The following is an 18,065-nucleotide window of genomic DNA, read 5'->3' on the forward strand; positions in this document are numbered from 1 at the left end:
AGTATGCCGATTTCGGCGCGGCATCCCCCCAGGGCGTACAAGACAGGACGCGGCCCGGCGCCTACCCTGAAGGCATGACCGCCATCCGGTTCGTCGACTCGCACACGGCCGGGGAACCGACGCGCGTGATCCTCTCGGGCTTCCCGGCCCTGCCCGGCGCGACACTGGCCGAGCAGCGGGACGCGCTGGCCGGAGCCTACGCGCCGTGGGCGCGGCGGGTGAACAACGAACCGCGCGGGAACGACGTGCTGGTCAGCGCCCTGCTGGTGCCGCCGCGCGATCCGGACTGCGCGGCGGGCGTGATCTACTTCAACAACGTCGGCCCGCTGGGCATGTGCGGCCACGGCACCATCGGCGTGGTGGCCACCCTGGCGCACCTGGGCCGCATCGCGCCCGGCGAGCACCGCATCGAGACGCCCGTGGGCGTGGTGACGGCCACGCTGCATCCAGACGGCCGGGTCAGCGTGGCGAACGTGCCCGCCTTCCGGCACGCCAAGGACGTGGTGGTGGACGTGCCGGGCCTCGGGCAGGTGCGCGGCGACGTGGCGTGGGGCGGCAACTGGTTCTATCTGGTGGACCTGCAGCAGCCGGGCCTGGGCGGTGCCGAGATCGGCCCGCTGCGCATCGAGGAACTCACCGACCTGGCTTGGACGATACGCAGCGCGCTGGAGACGCAGAACGTGACGGGCCGGGACGGCGCCGTGATCGACCACATCGAGCTCATGGGACGCGGTGACGGCGCGCACCGGAACTTCGTGCTGTGTCCGGGCCGCGCCTACGACCGCAGTCCGTGCGGCACGGGCACCAGCGCGAAACTCGCGTGCCTGGCCGCCGACGGACAGCTCGCCCCCGGCGAGGTCTGGCGGCAGGAGAGCGTGATCGGAAGCGCCTTCGAGGGCACGTATTCCCTGCGGGATGGGGAGGTTCACCCGGTCATCACCGGGCAGGCCTTCATCACGGCCAGCGGGGACCTGATCGTGCAGGATGGCGATCCCTTCGCGTGGGGCATTCCGGGATGACGGCGGCACTGTGACGTCCGCTCTGCGTGCGGTCGTGGTCGGAGGCGGCATGGTGGGCGCGGCGTGCGCGGACGCCCTGGCCCGGCACGGCGCGGCGGTCAGCGTGGTCGAGCCCGGCCCGCTGGGCGGCGGGGCGACGGCGGCGGGCATGGGCCACCTGGTCGTGATGGACGACAGCCCCGCGCAGCTGGCGCTCACGGCCCGCAGCCTGGAGCTATGGGACGCCCTGGCTCCCACCCTGCCGGCCGCCGCCGACTACCGCGGGTGCGGCACACTCTGGGTCGCCAGCGACGACGAGGAGCTGGCCGCAGTGCAGCCCAAACAGGCCGCATACCGGGCCGCTGGACGAACCTCGGAGGTGCTGGACGCCGCCGAACTGTCCGCCCTGGAACCCTCGCTGCGGCCCGGACTGGCGGGTGGCCTGCGCGTGCCCGGCGACGCCGTGGTGTACGCCCCGGTGGCTGCCGCCTTCCTGCTGGAACGCAGCGGCGCGGCCGTGATCCGTGACTCGGTGGTGGAGCTGGAGGACGGTGAGGTCCGTCTGGGCAGCGGTGCGCGCGTGGCCGCCGACGTGGTCGTGGTCGCGGGCGGCATCGGCTCGCTGTCGCTGCTGCCGGAGCTGCCGCTGCGGCAGCGCAAGGGCCACCTGCTGATCACGGAACGCGGCGGGCTGGACGTGACCCACCAGCTGGTCGAACTGGGCTACCTGAAGAGTGCCCACGCCAGCGACGCCGACAGCGTGGCCTTCAACGTGCAGCCGCGCCCCACCGGGCAACTGCTGATCGGCTCCAGCCGCCAGTTCGACCGGCCGGACGCCGCGCCCGAGTGGTTCCTGCTGCGGCGCATGCTCGACCGTGCCAGGGCATACCTGCCGGGTGTGGCCGCCCTGTCGGCGCTGCGGGTGTGGACGGGGCAGCGCTGCGCGACGCCGGATCACCTGCCCCTGATCGGCTGGCACGGCGAGCGCGCCGGCGTGTTCGTGGCGACCGGGCACGAGGGCCTGGGCATCACGACCGCGCTGGGCACGGCGGAGGTTCTGGCCGCCCAGGTGTTCGGCACGCCCAGCGCCCTGACCGCCTTCGATTTCGGCGTGGGCCGCTTTCACGGAGTCGCCCATGCCTGAACTGTGGATCGAGGGCCGGGCCGTGACCGTCCCCGACGGCACGAGCGTGCTGGCGGCCCTCCAGAACGCGGGATACCGGACGCTGCGCCGCAGTCTGGCGGGCGAGCCGCGCGGCGCGCTGTGCGGCATGGGCGTGTGCCAGGAATGCCGCGCCGTGATCGATGGCCGCACCGTCCGCACGTGCCAGACGCCCGTGGAGGCGGGGCAGCGCGTCACCCTGGTGCCCGGAGGTTCCCATGACCGCTGAGCCGCACACGGACATCGCCGTGATCGGGGCCGGGCCGGCAGGGCTGAGCGCGGCCCTGAACTCCGCCCGGTCGGGCCAGACGGTCACCGTGATCGACGCGCAGCCCACGCGGGGCGGCCAGATCTGGCGCGGCGCGAGCGTCGGCACGCCCGGCCCGGCGACCGCGCTGCTGAGCGCCCTGGACGCCTGCGCGAACGTGCGCTGGCTGGGCCGCACGGAGATCGCGTGGGTGGAGACCGGCGGCAGCGACTGGACGCTGGTCCTCAGCCGCCCGGACGGCCTGACCCGCCTGCACGTGGGCCGCGTGATCCTGGCGACCGGGGCCGTGGAGCGCTTTTTGCCCTTTCCCGGCTGGACCCTGCCCGGCGTGACCGGTGCCGGAGCGCTCCAGGCCATGGTCAAGTCGGGGCTGGACGTACGCGGCGCGCGGATCGTGGTGGCGGGCAGCGGCCCGCTGCTGCTGGCCGTCGCCGCAGGCCTGCGGAGGGCGGGCGCGCGGGTGCTGGGCATCGCCGAGCAGGCGCCGCTGACCAGCGCAGCCCGGTTCGGCGTGGCCGCGGCGCGGCTGGGCGGCAAGGCGCGGGATTCCGCCGCCCTGGCGTGGGCGCTGCGCGGCGTGGGCTACTGGCCGGATACCTGGCCCGTCCGGGCCGATGGGGACGACACGCTAAAGCGCGTGACCCTGCGCCGCGCGGGCCGCCCCGTCACCCTGAACTGCGAGTGGCTGGCGGTGGGCTTCGGTCTGGTGCCCGAGACGCGCGTGGCGGTGCTGCTGGGCTGCGCCCTGACCGACGCGGGCGCGGTGCGGGTGGACGCGTGGGGCCAGACGAGCGTGCCCGGCGTCTACGCGGCAGGCGAGTTGACCGGCGTGGGCGGCGTGGACAAGGCCCTGCACGAGGGCGCCGTGACCGGGTGCGCGGCCACCGGACAGACCGAGCGCCTGCGCGGCGCAGCGGCGACCTCGGCGCGGCACTCGGCGTTCCAGGCGGCGCTGGACCGCGCCTTCACCCTCCGCCCCGAAGTGCGTGGCCTGCCGGCCCCGGACACCGTCGTGTGCCGCTGCGAGGACGTCACCCACGGCCAGCTCCGCGCGCAGGCGAGCTGGACGGACGCCAAGCTCCAGACGCGCTGCGGCATGGGCGCGTGCCAGGGCCGGGTGTGCGGCCCGGCCACGGAGGCGCTCTACGGCTGGCGCTTCAGCGGCGTCCGCCCCCCACTGGTCCCGCTCCCTCTGTCCGATCTGCTGTCCGGTTCGTGACCGCCCCCGACCGTCTCCATCCCCTCTCACCTGCCCAGGAGGCCCGACCATGACCACCCCCACCACGTTCCAGGGAGTCTTTCCCGCCATCACCACGCCCTTCAATGCCGACGGCAGCGTCGATCACGGCTTCCTGCGCGAGCATGCCCGCTGGATGATGGACAGCGGAAACGCCGGCATGATCCCGCTCGGCTCGCTGGGCGAGGGCAACACGCTGGACTTCCACGAGAAGACCGCCATCCTGGAGACCCTGGTGGACGCCCTCGGGGACGCCCCGGTGATTCCCGGCATCGCCAGCCTGTCCACCCACGGCGCGGTGCAGCTCGCGCAGGCGGCCCGCGACCTCGGCTGCCGGGGCCTGATGGTGCTGCCGCCGTACGTGTACACCAGCGACTGGCGCGAGATGAAGGCGCACGTGTCGGCCGTGATCGCCGCGACCGAGCTGCCGGTGATCCTGTACAACAACCCCGTCGCGTACCGCACCGACTTCCTGGCCCCGCAGGTTGCGGAGCTGGCGGCCGAACACGCGAACCTGCGCGGCGTGAAGGAATCCAGCGGCGACTCCCGGCGGGTCACGGCCCTGCGCGCGGCGCTGCCGGAGTCGGTGGACATCCTGGTCGGGCTGGACGACATGGCGCTGGAGGGCGTGGCGGCGGGCGCGACCGGCTGGGTCGCGGGCCTGGTGAACGCCTACCCCGCCGAGAGCGTGAAGCTGTTCGAGCTGGCCCGCGCGGGCGACTGGGCGGCGGCGCGCGAGCTGTACACGTGGTTCCTGCCGCTGCTGCGGCTGGACACGGTGAACAAATTCGTACAGCTCATCAAGTTCGTGCAGGAGGAAGTCGGGCACGGCAGCGCCCGCGTGCGCGCTCCGCGCCTGGAACTGACGGCCGAGGAACAGGCGATGGTGCGCGACCTGCTGCGGGCCGCGCAGGCATGACCACCCGCGACGTCAGGGGCATCAATCCGGCGACGGGCGAGGCGCTGGAGCCCGCCTATCCGGTCACCGACCCTGCCACGCTGGAGGCCGCCGTGCAGGCTGCCGCCGGTGCCGCCCTGGCGTATGCCCAGACCCCCGGGGACATGCGGGCCGAGTTCCTGACCGCTGCCGCTGCAACCCTGGACGCACTCGGAGACGACATCGTCGCGCGGGCGATGCTGGAAACGGCGCTGCCCGAGGCGCGGCTGCGCGGTGAACTGACCCGCACCACGAACCAGCTCCGGCTGTTCGCCCGCGTGGCCGCCGAGGGGTCGTGGGTCGAGGCCCGGATCGACCGCCCCGACGCGGCCCGCACGCCGCCGAAGCCCGACCTGCGCTCCATGCGCGTGCCGCTGGGCCCGGTGGTCGTGTTCGGGGCGAGCAACTTCCCGCTGGCGTTCTCGGTGGCGGGCGGCGACACGGCCTCCGCGCTGGCCGCAGGCTGCCCGGTGATCGTGAAGGCCCACCCGGCGCATCCCGGAACGTCGGCACTGGCGGCGCAGGCCATCTCGGACGCCGCGCACAGAACCGGCCTGCCGGACGGCGTGTTCGGCATCGTCTACGACGACGGCCACCACGCCGGGCTGACCCTGACGGAACACCCGCTGGTGCAGGCCGTGGCCTTCACGGGCTCCCGCGCGGGTGGTCTGGCGCTGCTCCGGGCGGCGCAGGCCCGGCCCGTGCCCATTCCCGTGTACGCCGAGATGAGTTCCGTCAATCCGGTGGTGTTCACCGGCGCGGGCCTGGACCGTGGCGGGAGCACGCTGGCGGCGGCGCTGGCGACCAGCATCAGCGGCTCCGGCGGTCAGCTCTGCACGCAGCCGGGGCTGCTGTTCGTGCCGTCCGGGCCGCAGGGCGACGCCTTCCTGGCAGAGGTGGCGGCCCAGCTCGACCGCACGCCGGCCTGCACACTGCTCACCTCCGGCATCCACGATGCGTACCGGCGTGGAACGGCCGGCATCCGGTCACAACCCGGCGTGTCGGCCAGTACGGTGCAGGCGTCCGATCACTCCGGCGCGCAGGCGCAGCTCTACAGCGTGTCCGCCCGCGACTTCACGCCCGAACTGGAGGCCGAGGTGTTCGGCCCGGTCAGCCTCGCCGTGCGGTACGACGACATCGGTGAGGTGAGTGCCCTGGTGCGCGGCCTGGAAGGTCAGCTGACGGCCACGCTGCACGCCGCTCCAGAGGAGCTGTCGCTCCTTTCCGGGCTGCTCGCCGCCCTCCAGGACCGGGCCGGACGCGTGCTGTTCGGTGGCTTCCCTACGGGCGTGGAGGTCGGTCACGCGGTGGTGCACGGCGGCCCCTTCCCCGCCACGACCGCCTTCGCGGGCACCAGTGTCGGCACACACGCCATCACGCGCTTCACGCGGCTGCTGGCGTTCCAGAACTTCCCCGACGCCGTGCTGCCACCCGCCCTCCAGGACGCGAACCCACTGGACCTGCTCCGGATGGTGGACGGCGAGTGGAGCCGGCAGGGAGTGACGACGGGCGCCTGACCTGCCCATGGACAGCGGCCGGCAGGACCTCACCGGCGAGGTGACGACCCTCGCCTCCCGTCAGTTCCGCTCGCCGCTCTCCTGGGTGGTGCTGATCTCGCCGCTGCGCCCGCCGGTCGGGTGGCCCCCGTCGCCGCTGCCGGTCATCAGCAGGCCCAGCTGCGTCTCGGTGGCCTCGGCGGCGGGCACCTCGCCCACGACCTTGCCCTCGTACATCACCAGGATGCGGTCGGCGAGGTTCATCACCTCGCCCAGGTCCGCGCTGACCAGCAGCACCGCGAGGCCCTGGTCGCGCGCCTCGACGATGCGGGCGTGGATGAACTCGATGGCGCCGATGTCCACACCGCGCGTCGGCTGGCTGGCGACCAAGATCTTCGGGGACTTGCTCATCTCGCGCGCCACGATGATCTTCTGCGCGTTCCCGCCCGAGTAGCGGCCCGCCTGGAGGCTCGCGGAGCGCGGGCGCACGTCGTAGCGCTCGCTGAGGTCGCGGGCGTTCTGGTCGATCACGTCCAGGTTCAGCAGGCCGAAGCGCCCGGCGTACGGGGCATTGTCGTGCTTGCCCAGGATGTAGTTCTCGGCGGTGGTCATGTCGAGCACCAGGCCGCGCTCGTTGCGGTCCTCCGGCACGTGGGCGAGCCCAGCGGCCTCGACGCCCAGCACACCCTGCGCGGGCTGGCCCGAGTACAAGATGGTGCCGGCGTACGCGCTCAGGCCGGTGATCGCTTCGACCAGTTCGCTCTGCCCGTTGCCCTCCACACCCGCGATCCCGACGATCTCGCCGGCGCGCACCTGGAAGCTCACGTCGTCCACGGCGGGCCGGTGCTCGCCCTTGACGCTCACACCCTGGATGTCAAGCGCCACGGCGCCGGGCTGGGCGGGAGCCTTGTCCACCTTCAGGGTGACCTCGCGGCCGACCATCATGCGCGCCAGGGTCTCGGTGGTGGCGCCCTGGGTGGGAATGGTGCCGATCATGCGGCCGTCGCGGATGACCGAGATGGTGTCGCTGATCTGCAGCACCTCGTGCAGCTTGTGCGAGATGAACACCACGGCGTTGCCGCTCTTGGCGTACTGGTTGACCAAGAAGTCGAACAGCTCGTCGGTCTCGCTGGGGGTCAGCACCGCCGTGGGCTCGTCGAGGATCAGGATGCGCGCGCCGCGGTAGAGCGTCTTGAGGATCTCCACCTTCTGCTGGAGGCCGACCGGCAGGTCGCCCACGATGGCGTCCGGGTTCAGCGCGAAGCCGAACTGCTTGATGAGTTCCCCGACGCGCTTGCGGGCCGCGGCGTAGTTGATGGACGTGCCGGCGGTGGGTTCCATGCCCAGGATCACGTTCTCGGTGACGGTCAGCGTCTCGACCAGCATGAAGTGCTGGAACACCATGCCGATGCCGCGCTTGATGGCGTCGGACGGATCGTGCAGGTTCACGACCTCGCCGTCCACGACGATCTCGCCGCTGGTGGGCGGCTGGATGCCGTACACGATCTTCATCAGCGTGCTCTTGCCGGCGCCGTTCTCGCCGCACAGGGCGTGCACGCTGCCCCACCTGACCCGCATGGAGATGCGGTCGTTGGCGAGCACCAGCGGAAAACGTTTGGTGATCTCGCGCAGCTCCAGGGCGTACTCGGAGGCGTGCGGCACCTCGCGCAGCACGTCGGCAGTGGGGGCGCTCATGGCCGGATTGTAGCGCGGCCCCGGCGCGTGCCCGCCCGGAGGGCACGTGTGCTGTACGCGGCCGGGCGGGCACGCCAGAATGCCGCCATGGACTCCTTCTGGCTGGCCGTCACGACCCTGGGGCGCGACGAGGTCTTCATCGTGGTGCTCGCCCTGTACACCTGGCTGGTGCGGCCCACCGGCGGGCGCGACCTGGGCGTGGCCTTCGCCCTGAGCTACCTCGTGAACAGCGCCCTGAAGTACGGCCTGAACGAGCCGCGCCCCTTCTCGGCCGATCCCGCGCTGGCGTCCGACGCCGCGAGGGCCACGGCGGGCGGGCCGGGCCTGCCGAGCGGGCACGCGCAGATGGCCGCGACGCTGTGGGGCGGGATCGCGGCCCAGGTGCGGGTGGGCTGGGTCTGGGCGGTCGCGGCGGTCCTGATCGTGCTGATTGCCGTATCGCGGCTGGCACTGCACGTGCACTACCCGCTGGACGTCGTGGTAGGACTGCTTCTTGGAGCGGCCTTCGCGGCGCTGGCCGCACGCACGCATTTCCCGCAGCGGGACGCGCTGCGCTGGGCGCCGGCCGTGGCGGCCCTGGTGATCGCGGCGTTCATGCCGGCCAGCGCGCCGCGCGAGTACGCGGTGGGCCTCGGGCTGTTCGCCGGCTTCTGGTGGGCTCGCCCGGACTTCCGGGTGCCGGACACGGCCGCTGGGCGCGTGATCGTCGGGGTGGTGGGCCTGATCACGGTGTTCGCGGTGTACTTCGCGCTGGCCGCGCTGCCGCACAGCGTGCGCGACCTCGGGCTGGTCCGCGCGCTGCGCTACGGCGTGCTGGTGCTGGTCGCGGTGCACGGCGTGCCGGCCCTGCTGCGCCGCTGGCTGCCGCGCGCCGAGCCGGTGCCGGCGCCCTCCCAGGTGGCCGCCCGCGTGTGAGTGTCCGTGAACAGTCTCTCCGGCGAGGCCGTGTGCGCCGCCGTCCGGAGACGTACCGTGGGGCAGCGCTTCCCCAGCCCCCTGGAGGTCATGATGTCGCGTGCCATTCGCCGCCGGTTGCCTGCCCTGGTCGTCCTTCCGCTGGCCGCGGGCCTGATCGGCGCCGTGGCGCAGACCGCGCCGCCGGGCGGCAACCCGCTGGCCCTGACCTACACCGCGCCGGACGCCGCCCGCGGGCAGGCGCTGGCCGGACAGCGCGAATGCGCCAGCTGTCACGGCGGCGGCCTGGTGACGACCTACCCGGGGCTGCCGTCGCTGGCCGGGCAGCAGCCGAGTTACCTGCGGCTGCAGCTCGCGGCGTTCCGCGCGAAACTGCGGCCGAACGACACCATGCAGAAGGTCGCGGCGGACCTGAAGGACCAGGACATCGCGGACCTGGCCGCGTACGCCGCGACCCTGACGCCCGGCCCCGCGTGGAAGGCGGATGACGCGCTGCGGGCGAAGGGAATGGCGTTGTTCATGGCCGGCGACGGCAAGCGCAACCTGATGGCCTGCGTGATCTGCCACGGGGCGAACGGCCGCGGCGACGACCGCCTGGGCGTGGCGAGCATCACCAACCTCGCGCCGGAGTACGCGCAGCGCGTGCTGCACGAGTTCAAGGACGCGCCGGGCTTCCCCATCCCGCACCCGGACGCCATGCGGATCGTCCTGAAGGACTACACCCAGGCGGACCTGGACGCCATGGTCGCATACATCAGCTCCATGACGCCGTGATCCGGCGGGTCAGCGCACCCGGACGCCCTTGCTGGCGGGCTGGGTGCGCAGCCACACCACGAAACGCCGCACGCCTTCATGCTCCAGCAGGCGCTGCGGCGTGTGGTACTCGCGCTCGAGTTCCTCGTTGGTGAAGGTGCGGTGCAGGAAACTGTGGCACGCCCGGCACAACTGCACGGTGGGCAGGTCCTGCGGTTTCAGGCCACGCCGGCGCCCCCGCGAACGCGGCACGAGGTGATGCTCGGTGAGCAGCGGCACCGCCCGGCCGCACAGCGCGCACACCGTGGGGGCGGCGGCCGGGGGCGGCCACGAACTGGGTTCGGCGCGGCGGGCCACGGGCTCCAGACCGGCGCTAGAGCTTCGTCAGCTTCGGGTACTTCTGGATGGCCTCGTCCTCGCTGAGGAACTCGCCCTCCACGTCCGGGCTCCACACGACCTCCGCGCGGATCAGGTCGTCGGCGCTGACCGCGCTGATGGTCTGGAGCGCTGCGCGGGCTTCCTGCATGGTGGTCACGCCGGCAGGCGGCAGCGTGCCCAGCGCGTGCGCGGCCACCGCGATGGTCACCGCGAGGTACTGGTCCCCGGCGTCCTTGCTGTACGAGTAGTCGGTGCGCTGCGAGAAGCCGCTGCCGGGATCGCGGTTCTGGTAGTTGCTGGTCGTCTGGTCCGTGAACGCGGCGCGGGCCTCGGTCGCCCACGCGCCCACCTGGCTCTCGGCGGCGTTCGGGGCACCCTGGGCGCGTTCCACGTTGCCGTACACCCAGCGCTCGGGGTGGCGCAGCGCGACCAGCGCGGCCTCCTGAAGCATGCGGGCCAAGCCCTCGTTGGTGTCCGGGTCGCCGCTGCGGGCCACGCGCTGCAGGGCGCTCTTGACCTCGTCGCCCTCGGCGAGCAGCAGTTGCACGCTCACGGCCTGCGCGGTCCCGCTCAGGGACGCCAGGGCGCCGCCGCCCAGGCCGCGCGCACCTCCACTGCCGAGGCTGCGGCGCATGGCCGCGACCACCCCGAAGATGATCACGCCGAAGATAACCAGCGGCACGATCCCGAAGCCGCTCAGGCCGCCGCCGCCGTAGTACCCGCCGCCGTACCCACCATTGTTGATGATGACCGGCCCGTACCCGCCACCGTAGCCCCCACCGTACCCGCCCCCGTACGAGCCGCCGCCGGAGTAGCCGCCCCCGCTCGATCCGGACGACCCCCCGGAACTGCGGCCGCTGGAACTGCCGCCAAAGCCCCCGCCGGACTGAGCGCTGCCCGAGTGGCCGGGGAGTGCCAGCACGAAGGCCAGCAGGAGAAGGGGCACGCCCAGCCAGCGCAGGGCCAGCAGGCGGCGCAGGGGCGCTCCGGATACAGGGGCAGCGTGGCGCATACCCGGAGTCTACGCCGGGGGGGGCGGCTACACTCCGGGCATGACCCGTACCCCCTGGTCGGCCGAGGGCACCGTCCTCACCCTGGACGCCGCGCAGTGGCAGAGCTTTCTGGATGGCCTCTACGAACGCGACGACGGCCTGGCCGTGCGCGAGCCGGGCGTCAGCTACCCGCCGGACGAGGCGGTCGACGCCTACGCCCTGAGCGCCTACGCCGAGGCCCTGCGCAGCGGCGAGGTGGACGGCGACGTGTGGGGCACCCTGGAGGACCTCGACGAGACCGCCGCAACCGAGGACGAGGCGTGGGACAAGATCACGGCCTTCTACCTCGACCGGGGCTGCGTGCTGCTGCGCGTGACCGGCCTGGACGAGCCGGAAGAGTGGATTCTCGCGGGCGACCTCGCCGCGCGCGTGGGCCTGCCGTCTGTGGGGGCGTAAACCCGGTGTAAACCTGCCCTCATCCCGCTCCCGTGAGGCCCGCGTACCCTGATTCTCATGTCGAATCGTGACCAGCATCATTTTCCCCTCAAGCGCCTGCTCCTGCTGGGAGCCCTGATCGGCGCGGGAGCGTACTACTTCAGCCGTGAGCAGAACCGCCGCGCCCTGGACGAGAAGCTCTCCGAACTCGGCCTGAAGGACGCCGCGCAGGACGTGGGCCAGAGCGTCACGAAGGGCTGGGAGAAGACCAAGGACGCCGCGACCAGCGCCGGCGCGGTGATCGCAGACAAGGCCGGTGAGGTCAAGGACGCCGCGGCTGGTGGAGCCAGCGCCGCGGTGGACAAGGTCAAGGACGTCGCCGGCGACGTGAAGGACGCCGTGGGCAAGGCCGCGGACACCGCCCGGGACGCCATCGCGGGCACGGCCGACACCGTGAAGGACAAGGCCCAGGACGTGGCCGCGCAGGCCAAGGACGCGGCGGCCGACGCGAAGGGCGACGTCAAGGACGCGGCCGGCAAGGCGGCGGATAAGGCCCAGGACCTCGCGGCCAGCGCGCGGGACGCGGCGCGGGACGTGAAGGCGAACATGCAGCAGAGCGCGGCCAAGGCCAAGGATGACGTGCAGGCCGCCGCGCAGTCGGCCGGCGACAAGGCCGAGAAGGCCGCAAACGACGTGGCCGACGCCGCAGCCAAGGCGAAGCGCAACGCCGACCGCTCCGCGTAACGCCCACCCTCCGCACAGGCACCCCACGGTGGGTGCCTGTTGCTCTGGCCCGCCACCGGGCCACCCCTCCCCCGGGGCGGATCACGACGCTAGATTGGGCCTCATGAAGCTGCGCGGCACCCTGGGTGGACTCAACCTGCTCCTCGAACCCGGCGATACCGCGCAGAGTGTGGCCGAGGGACTGCGGGTGCGCGAGGAGCTGCTGGGCGCGTCCGTCACGCTGGAAATCCACGGGGACGCCGATCCCGGCGCGCTGGAGGCCGCGCTGCTGGCTATCCGCGGCGCGGGCGGCACGCCGGGTCGGGTGCGTGCGCCGCGTGTCACGGTGAACGCGCCGGCCGCGGCGACAGAGCCGGTCGAGAGTCCGCTGGACAGCGCCCGCACCGTGATCGTGCCGGGCAGCATCCGGGCCGGGAACCGCCGCGAGTACCGGGGCAGCGTGATCGTGCTGGGCGACGTGAACCCCGGCGCAGAGGTCATCGCGGGCGGAGACGTGATCGTGGTGGGGGCGCTGCGCGGCGTCGCGCACGCGGGCCAGGGCGGCTACGCGGACGCGATCGTGTGGGCACGGCCCATCGCCAGCGCGCAGATCCGCATCGGGGACGCCGTGGCCCGCGCGCCCGAGGGCAGCAGCCTGAGCAACATGCAGCGCCGCGAGGGACCACCGGTCGCGGAACTCGCCCGCCTGCAAGGCGGTCAGATCGTGATCGACATCCAGAAGTAGGCCACGAACGTCGGCCTAGGGCGGCGCGAGTGTGAGCGCGGCCGCCGCGGATGCGCGGCCATGCGGTATACTGGCGTTCGGATTCCTCGGACGAGGGGTGGGGTTGACCCACCCTTTTTCGTGGAGGGAGGTGGTTTCCAGGCTGCCAGGACGGGGCCGACACAATATGAATAACAACCCAGCCAAGAACACCACAACCGACAACTCCAGGCTTCAGGACATCGCCCGCACGGCCGTGGAGCCCCTGGGCTTCGAGGTGCTGGAGGTCCAGCAGCAGATTGCTGGCGGCGAGCGCATCGTGCTGGTGCGGATCGACCGCCTGGACGAGCAGCCCGTGACCATGGCCGACCTGACCGCCGCCAGCCGCGCCGCCGACGCCGAGTTTGACCGCCTCGACCCGATTCCCGGCGAGTACCGCCTGGAGTTCGAGTCGCCGGGCTCCAAGCGCCCGCTCACGCGCGCCCGGCACTTCGAGCGCATGGTGGGCCTCAAAGCCCGCGTGCGCGCCGACGGGCACGCCTTCACCGCGCCCATCAAGGGCGTGCAGGGCGAGCACGTGACCTTCGACGTGAACGGCGAGGACGTCACGCTGGACGCCGGCCACATCCAGGCGAACCTGGCCGAGTTCCCGGACCGGCACCGCTGAGCCCCCACACAGTCCGGCCCCTGCGGCCGAAAGGAAGAGTGAGATGACCCAACCGGAATTCAACTTCGCGGACGCGCTACGCGAGGTCGCGCAGGCGCGCAACATCAACGAACTGCAGCTGATCGAGGCCTTCGAGCAGTCGCTGGCGCAGGCTTACACCCGCAACGTCGAGCCCGACCGCCGCATCGAGGTCCACCTCGATCCGCAGAGCGGCGAGCTGGAAGTGCTGGTCGTGCGCGAGGTCGTGGAGAAGGTCGAGGACGAGAACCTCCAGATCTCGCTGGCCGACGCGCTGGAACTCGATCCCGGCGTCGAGATCGGCATGGAGATGGAGTTCCCGGTCGAGAAGGAGAAGTTCTCCCGCATCGCCCTCCAGGCCGCCAAGCAGACGCTGACGCAGAAGATGCGCGAGACCGAGCGCAACGTGGTCTTCAACGAGTACAAGGACCGCGAGGGCCAAGTGCTCACCGCTCAGGTCGTCCGCAGCGACAACAAGGGCAACTGGTTTGTCGAACTCGGCGCGGGCGAGGCCATCTTGCCCCCCCGCGAGCAGATTCCCGGCGAGAAGCTCACGCCGGGCAACCGCGTGAAGATCTACCTCAAGGAAGTCCGCAAGACGCCCAAGGGCCCGACCATCCTGGCGAGCCGCGCCGACGAGCGGCTGCTGGACTACTTGCTGCGCCAGGAGATCCCGGAAGTCGCCAACGGCATCGTGGAGGTCAAGGCGATCGCGCGCGAGGCGGGACAGCGCTCCAAGGTGGCGGTGTTCTCGCACAACAGCAACGTCGATCCCATCGGCGCGTGTATCGGGCACCGCGGCAACCGCATCCAGGCCGTGACCGGCGAACTCGGCCGCGAGCGGGTGGACGTGATCCTGTGGGACGGCAGCACCCGCGACTTCATCCGCAACGCCCTGTCGCCCGCGAAGGTCGGTCTGATCGACGTGCACGTCGACCGCCGCGAGGCGACCGTGACGGTCACGCCGGATCAGCTGTCGCTGGCCATCGGCAAGGGCGGTCAGAACGTCCGGCTGGCCGCGAAGCTGACCGGCTTCAAGATCGACCTGCGCGAGACGGCCGCGATCAGCGACCTGGACAGCGCCATGCAGCAGGCGCTGCAGGGCGAGCAGGGTAGCCGCGACGACAGCGCCGCCGCCAAGTCCGCCTTCGACGCGCTGTTCAAGGACAGCAAGTCGGTGGCGACCGCCAGCCCGGACGACACCCAGGAGTGAGCGCGTGACCGGCCAGGGCACCCCCTTCCCCGTTCCCGCCCGGCACGTGCCGGAGCGCACGTGCGTGGCGTGCCGCCGCAAGCGGCCCCAGCCGGAGCTGCGGCGCGTGAGCCGCGTGGACGGGCAGTGGCGGGTGGTGACCGGGCCGCGCACGGGCCGGGGAGCGTACGTCTGCGCCGACTCGCCCGCGTGCTGGCAGGACAAGCGGCTGCGCCGGGCCTTCGGTGCCCAGGCACCAGTCCTCAGTGCGCTGCTGACCGCTCATGCCTGACCTGTTCCCAGACCAGCCTTTTATCGACGACTTTCATGCCGCGCCGCCCACGGGCGCGCGGACCTCACCGGAGGTGAGCATGTCGAAAATCCGAATCTATAGCCTCGCCAAGGAAGTGGGCGTGGACAATCACCGAATGCTCGAGATCCTCGACGGGCTCGGCGTGCAGTACAAGAGCGTCAGCTCGACCATCGAGGAAGACACGGTCGAACTCATCAAGCAGATCCTCGCGGAGGAGGGTACGGACGCCACCGGCGGCCAGGTGAGCGACCCCACGCCCGACACCGAGGTCGCCGGTGAGACGCCCGAACCCGCGGCGGCACCCCAACCCACGCCTGCGGTCCAGACCGCGGCGCCCACGCCGGAACCCGCGCCCGGCCAGATGCCCAGCGAGGGCCGTGCCGTGCCGCCCACCCCGACCGCCACGGCGCCGGCCAGTCCGGCGACGCAGGGCGCAGCGGCCACGCAGGTCGAGGAGCGGCCCACCGCCCCTGCCGAGCGTGAGGTGCCGCACCGCGCGCCGGTCGTGACGATCATGGGGCACGTCGACCACGGCAAGACGTCGCTGCTGGACTACATCCGCAAGACGAAGGTCGCGGCCAAGGAAGCGGGCGGCATCACCCAGCACGTCGGGGCCTTCGAGGCGCAGACCAGCAAGGGCCGCATCGTGTTCATCGACACGCCGGGCCACGAGGCCTTCACGACCATCCGTGCGCGCGGCGCGAACGTCGCGGACATCGCGATCATCGTGATCGCCGCCGACGACTCGCTGATGCCGCAGACGCGGGAAGCCATCGCCCACGCGCAGGCGGCCAAGGTGCCGATGATCGTGGCGATCAACAAGATCGACCTCGCGCAGGCCGATCCCGAGCGCGTCAAGACCGACCTCACGCAGCTGAACCTGGTGCCGGAAGAGTACGGCGGCGACCTCGTGGTCGTGCCCGTCAGCGCCCGCACCGGCGAGGGTGTCGAGGACCTGCTGGAGTACATCTCGCTGACCGCCGAACTCGAAGACCTGCGGGCCGACCCCAAGGGCACGTTCTCGGGCGTGATCATCGAGGGCAAGGTCGACAAGCAGGCCGGCGTGCTCGCCACCGTGATGGTGCAGGAGGGCACGCTGCACATCGGGGATTTCCTGGTGGTGGGCGAGCGCTACGGCAAAATCAAGGCCATGACCGATACGGGCGGCGGGCGCATCAAGGAAGCCGGCCCGAGCACGCCCGTGCAGGTGCTGGGCTTCAGCGACGTGCCCGAGAGCGGCGAGAAGGTCGTGTCGGCCAAGAACGAGCACGCCGCGCGTGAACTCGTGGACGCCCGCGCCGGTCAACGGCGCGACGCCGAGAACGCCCGCGTCCGCAACCGCCTGACCCTGGAAGAGATGATGGGGCCAGTGGGCACGGTACGCACCGTGAACCTGATCCTGCGCGCCGACACGCAGGGCAGCGTCGAGGCCCTCCAGGGCATCCTGGCGCGCAAGGAGAGCGAGGACGTCAAGATCAACGTGATGTTCGCCGGTATCGGTTCGCCCAGCGAGGCGGACGTGTTGCTGGCGAGCACCGCCGAGGCGACCATCCTGTGCTTCTCGGTGACGGCGGCGGGCGGCGTGAAGAAGATCGCGGACTCCAAGGGCGTGGAGATCAAGTCCTACCGCATCATCTACGAGCTGATCGACGAGGTGGACCGCCTGATCAAGGGCACGTCCGAGCCGGTCTTCGAGGAGAAGTACCTCGGCCGCGCGGAAGTCCGCATGGTCATCCGGCACCCCAAGAGCGGCAACATTGCCGGGTCGTACGTCACGGACGGCAGCCTCAAGCGCAACTCGAAGGCCAAGGTCACCCGCGGCCGGCAGGTCGTGTACGAGGGCACCATCGTGGGCCTCAAGCGCTTCAAGGACGACGTCCGCGAGGTGCAGACCGGCTACGAGTGCGGCATCAACCTCGACTGGGACGACGTGATGGAAGGTGACATCATCGAGGCCAGCGAGATGGTCGAGGTCACCTCGGCCTGAGGCTGACAGCACAACAGAAGCGACCGGACGCAGCATGTCCGGTCGCTTTTGTTCTGGTGTGGGGTCAGGTGCCGCTGGTGCCCGAGGTGCTGCCCGACGGCGCAGCGGGGGCCGTCTGGTCCTGGCCGCGCGGACCGCCGCCGGGGCCACCGTCCGGGCCGTGACCCGGGCCGCCAGGACCACGCATGCCACGCCCGCCGCCGATGGCGAAGGGGTTCTGCTGGAGGCGCTGCTTCATCTCGGCGGCGCGGTCGCTGGGGAAGTCGCCAGCCTTGACGCCCTGGTCAATCGTGGCGCTGCCCGCCGCGATGGCCGCGCTCTTGAGCTTCGTCACGCTGATACCGAGCTGCGCGGCGAGCTTTTGCAGGAACACGTCCGCGTAGTTCGTGCCGCTGAACTGGCGCGGGGCGGTCTGACCGGGCTGGGTGCCGGGCTGGCTGGGGCGCTGGCCGGGCGCCACCGGCTGCACCCGCTGCGCCTGCGCGGTCACGTCCGGGGTGGAGGCGCTGCCGGCGGTCGTGGTGCCCTGCTGGGCGAGCACCAGGCCCACCGTGAGGGGCAGCGTGGCGAAGGCGATCAGCGGCAGGCGGCTGGTCTTGCGGCGGGCGGTGACATTCTCGGGCTGGCGGGGGGTGGTCTCGTTCACAGGTCACGCTCCTTGGGGTTCGGGTGGCCGGGGGTTCCATGTCCCTTCCACGCCCACAGGGTGCGGGGGCGCGGTTAGGGGGCGGCTAACGCGGCTGAACGGACGCTGAACGCTGCCCGGACGCGGCCGCGGGGTCAGGTGGCGTTCAGGGCCGGTCTGGTATGCTGTGGCGCTTTGAGACGACCGGGCATGTCCTTGCAGTTCTGGCAGGTTCGCGTGGCGGCCTGGCCGGGCCTGCTGACGCTGCTGTCGCTCCTGGCCGTGGTGCTGGGCACACCCGCACGCGTGCCGGAACAGGCGCCGCGCCTGACCGCAGGGAATGTCACGCCGCTGACTCCGGAACTGCGCGCCGCGCCGCAGCCCTCCCCAGGCGTGCCGCTGCTGGCCCCGCCGGCCCCCACGCCCGAGTGGGCGCAGCGGCCGGCGCTGCTCGCGTCGCGGTTCTTCTGGGCGTGGTCTCCCCCGGCGCAGCGCCTTGACCTGACGGTGCTGGGCCGGCGGCAGACGGACGGCGGCTGAGCGGGGCGTG

General features: G+C 72.0%; 20 protein-coding genes. 16 read left to right on the forward strand and 4 right to left on the reverse strand.

The window, feature by feature from the left end; translation table 11 throughout:
• Positions 1–74: 74 nt before the first annotated feature.
• From HNQ07_RS04935 to HNQ07_RS04960, 6 genes are read left to right on the forward strand one after another with little or no spacing between them, the layout of a single operon-like run.
• Positions 75–1,019, forward strand: a complete 945-nt coding sequence (locus tag HNQ07_RS04935; protein ID WP_184109737.1) for a proline racemase family protein — start codon at positions 75–77, stop codon at positions 1,017–1,019.
• Positions 1,020–1,029: 10 nt separating this feature from the next.
• Complete coding sequence (locus HNQ07_RS04940; protein WP_229831716.1) at positions 1,030–2,142, forward strand: NAD(P)/FAD-dependent oxidoreductase; 1,113 nt, start codon at positions 1,030–1,032, stop codon at positions 2,140–2,142.
• Positions 2,135–2,389 carry a (2Fe-2S)-binding protein gene (locus HNQ07_RS04945; RefSeq protein ID WP_184109739.1) on the forward strand — a complete coding sequence of 85 codons (255 nt, stop codon included), beginning with the start codon at positions 2,135–2,137 and terminating at the stop codon, positions 2,387–2,389. Before HNQ07_RS04940 ends, HNQ07_RS04945 begins: the two co-directional genes overlap by 8 nt.
• Positions 2,379–3,647: an FAD-dependent oxidoreductase gene (locus tag HNQ07_RS04950; RefSeq protein WP_184109740.1), complete on the forward strand. Its 1,269-nt coding sequence runs from the start codon at positions 2,379–2,381 to the stop codon at positions 3,645–3,647. The genes HNQ07_RS04945 and HNQ07_RS04950 overlap by 11 nt, the downstream gene beginning before the upstream one ends.
• A 49-nt stretch (positions 3,648–3,696) precedes the next feature.
• Entirely contained in the window at positions 3,697–4,584 is an 888-nt protein-coding gene (locus HNQ07_RS04955) for a dihydrodipicolinate synthase family protein (RefSeq protein ID WP_184109741.1), read from the forward strand.
• Positions 4,581–6,119 (forward strand): aldehyde dehydrogenase (NADP(+)), encoded by a 1,539-nt coding sequence (locus HNQ07_RS04960; RefSeq protein ID WP_184109742.1) that lies wholly within the window; start codon positions 4,581–4,583, stop codon positions 6,117–6,119. Before HNQ07_RS04955 ends, HNQ07_RS04960 begins: the two co-directional genes overlap by 4 nt.
• A gap of 60 nt (positions 6,120–6,179) precedes the next feature.
• Here HNQ07_RS04960 and HNQ07_RS04965 read toward each other — a convergent pair whose 3' ends face one another.
• Positions 6,180–7,793, reverse strand: coding sequence for an ABC transporter ATP-binding protein (locus HNQ07_RS04965; RefSeq protein ID WP_184109743.1), 1,614 nt, complete (start codon positions 7,791–7,793; stop codon positions 6,180–6,182).
• An 87-nt stretch (positions 7,794–7,880) separates the two neighbouring features.
• Here HNQ07_RS04965 and HNQ07_RS04970 point away from each other — a divergent pair, with 87 nt between their 5' ends.
• Both HNQ07_RS04970 and HNQ07_RS04975 read left to right on the forward strand, forming a co-directional pair.
• Positions 7,881–8,708, forward strand: a complete 828-nt coding sequence (locus tag HNQ07_RS04970; protein ID WP_184109744.1) for a phosphatase PAP2 family protein — start codon at positions 7,881–7,883, stop codon at positions 8,706–8,708.
• A 6-nt stretch (positions 8,709–8,714) separates the two neighbouring features.
• Entirely contained in the window at positions 8,715–9,482 is a 768-nt protein-coding gene (locus tag HNQ07_RS04975; protein WP_229831715.1) for a c-type cytochrome, read from the forward strand.
• 9 nt (positions 9,483–9,491) lie between these two features.
• On the opposite strand, the gene HNQ07_RS04980 is transcribed toward HNQ07_RS04975, so the two are convergent.
• Positions 9,492–9,818, reverse strand: a complete 327-nt coding sequence (locus tag HNQ07_RS04980; protein ID WP_184109745.1) for an HNH endonuclease — start codon at positions 9,816–9,818, stop codon at positions 9,492–9,494.
• Positions 9,819–9,834: 16 nt separating this feature from the next.
• Positions 9,835–10,851, reverse strand: a complete 1,017-nt coding sequence (locus HNQ07_RS04985; RefSeq protein ID WP_184109746.1) for a DUF1517 domain-containing protein — start codon at positions 10,849–10,851, stop codon at positions 9,835–9,837.
• Positions 10,852–10,891: 40 nt separating this feature from the next.
• Between HNQ07_RS04985 and HNQ07_RS04990 the strand changes: the two genes are divergently transcribed.
• The 7 genes from HNQ07_RS04990 to infB all read left to right on the forward strand — a co-directional run bounded on the left by HNQ07_RS04990 (position 10,892) and on the right by infB (position 16,890).
• Positions 10,892–11,287 carry a hypothetical protein gene (locus tag HNQ07_RS04990; RefSeq protein ID WP_184109747.1) on the forward strand — a complete coding sequence of 132 codons (396 nt, stop codon included), beginning with the start codon at positions 10,892–10,894 and terminating at the stop codon, positions 11,285–11,287.
• A gap of 57 nt (positions 11,288–11,344) precedes the next feature.
• On the forward strand, positions 11,345–12,010 hold the full coding sequence (locus tag HNQ07_RS04995) for a desiccation-associated late embryogenesis abundant protein (protein ID WP_184109748.1): 666 nt from the start codon (positions 11,345–11,347) through the stop codon (positions 12,008–12,010).
• A gap of 103 nt (positions 12,011–12,113) precedes the next feature.
• A complete protein-coding gene (locus HNQ07_RS05000) occupies positions 12,114–12,734 on the forward strand; it encodes a septum site-determining protein MinC (RefSeq protein WP_184109749.1) in 621 nt (206 codons plus the stop codon).
• A gap of 166 nt (positions 12,735–12,900) precedes the next feature.
• Positions 12,901–13,380: a ribosome maturation factor RimP gene (gene rimP, locus HNQ07_RS05005; RefSeq protein WP_184109750.1), complete on the forward strand. Its 480-nt coding sequence runs from the start codon at positions 12,901–12,903 to the stop codon at positions 13,378–13,380.
• 43 nt (positions 13,381–13,423) lie between these two features.
• Positions 13,424–14,611, forward strand: coding sequence for a transcription termination factor NusA (gene nusA / locus HNQ07_RS05010; protein ID WP_184109751.1), 1,188 nt, complete (start codon positions 13,424–13,426; stop codon positions 14,609–14,611).
• A gap of 4 nt (positions 14,612–14,615) precedes the next feature.
• A complete protein-coding gene (locus tag HNQ07_RS05015) occupies positions 14,616–14,882 on the forward strand; it encodes a YlxR family protein (protein ID WP_184109752.1) in 267 nt (88 codons plus the stop codon).
• Between the two features lie 79 nt (positions 14,883–14,961).
• Complete coding sequence (gene infB, locus HNQ07_RS05020) at positions 14,962–16,890, forward strand: translation initiation factor IF-2 (protein ID WP_184109753.1); 1,929 nt, start codon at positions 14,962–14,964, stop codon at positions 16,888–16,890.
• A 64-nt stretch (positions 16,891–16,954) separates the two neighbouring features.
• Here the strand turns inward: infB and HNQ07_RS05025 are convergent, their stop codons facing one another.
• The gene (locus HNQ07_RS05025) at positions 16,955–17,536 is read right to left on the reverse strand and encodes a hypothetical protein (RefSeq protein WP_184109754.1); all 582 of its coding nucleotides are present in this window, start codon (positions 17,534–17,536) and stop codon (positions 16,955–16,957) included.
• Between the two features lie 189 nt (positions 17,537–17,725).
• On the opposite strand from HNQ07_RS05025, the gene HNQ07_RS05030 reads away from it, so the two are divergent.
• On the forward strand, positions 17,726–18,055 hold the full coding sequence (locus HNQ07_RS05030; RefSeq protein WP_229831714.1) for a hypothetical protein: 330 nt from the start codon (positions 17,726–17,728) through the stop codon (positions 18,053–18,055).
• Positions 18,056–18,065 lie beyond the last annotated feature (10 nt).

The organism is Deinococcus metalli (assembly GCF_014201805.1).
GTDB lineage: Bacteria > Deinococcota > Deinococci > Deinococcales > Deinococcaceae > Deinococcus > Deinococcus metalli.

Bases quoted from the DNA above. Each gene is read 5' to 3' on its own strand.
- HNQ07_RS05000 (WP_184109749.1), top strand. From the start codon at position 12,114: ATGAAGCTGCGCGGCACCCTGGGTGGACTCAACCTGCTCCTCGAACCC.
- HNQ07_RS04955 (WP_184109741.1), top strand. From the start codon at position 3,697: ATGACCACCCCCACCACGTTCCAGGGAGTCTTTCCCGCCATCACCACG.
- rimP (WP_184109750.1), top strand. From the start codon at position 12,901: ATGAATAACAACCCAGCCAAGAACACCACAACCGACAACTCCAGGCTT.
- HNQ07_RS04995 (WP_184109748.1), top strand. From the start codon at position 11,345: ATGTCGAATCGTGACCAGCATCATTTTCCCCTCAAGCGCCTGCTCCTG.
- nusA (WP_184109751.1), top strand. From the start codon at position 13,424: ATGACCCAACCGGAATTCAACTTCGCGGACGCGCTACGCGAGGTCGCG.
- HNQ07_RS05030 (WP_229831714.1), top strand. From the start codon at position 17,726: ATGTCCTTGCAGTTCTGGCAGGTTCGCGTGGCGGCCTGGCCGGGCCTG.
- HNQ07_RS04945 (WP_184109739.1), top strand. From the start codon at position 2,135: ATGCCTGAACTGTGGATCGAGGGCCGGGCCGTGACCGTCCCCGACGGC.
- HNQ07_RS04990 (WP_184109747.1), top strand. From the start codon at position 10,892: ATGACCCGTACCCCCTGGTCGGCCGAGGGCACCGTCCTCACCCTGGAC.
- HNQ07_RS04985 (WP_184109746.1), bottom strand. From the start codon at position 10,851: ATGCGCCACGCTGCCCCTGTATCCGGAGCGCCCCTGCGCCGCCTGCTG.
- HNQ07_RS04950 (WP_184109740.1), top strand. From the start codon at position 2,379: ATGACCGCTGAGCCGCACACGGACATCGCCGTGATCGGGGCCGGGCCG.
- infB (WP_184109753.1), top strand. From the start codon at position 14,962: ATGTCGAAAATCCGAATCTATAGCCTCGCCAAGGAAGTGGGCGTGGAC.
- HNQ07_RS04960 (WP_184109742.1), top strand. From the start codon at position 4,581: ATGACCACCCGCGACGTCAGGGGCATCAATCCGGCGACGGGCGAGGCG.
- HNQ07_RS04970 (WP_184109744.1), top strand. From the start codon at position 7,881: ATGGACTCCTTCTGGCTGGCCGTCACGACCCTGGGGCGCGACGAGGTC.
- HNQ07_RS04965 (WP_184109743.1), bottom strand. From the start codon at position 7,793: ATGAGCGCCCCCACTGCCGACGTGCTGCGCGAGGTGCCGCACGCCTCC.
- HNQ07_RS04935 (WP_184109737.1), top strand. From the start codon at position 75: ATGACCGCCATCCGGTTCGTCGACTCGCACACGGCCGGGGAACCGACG.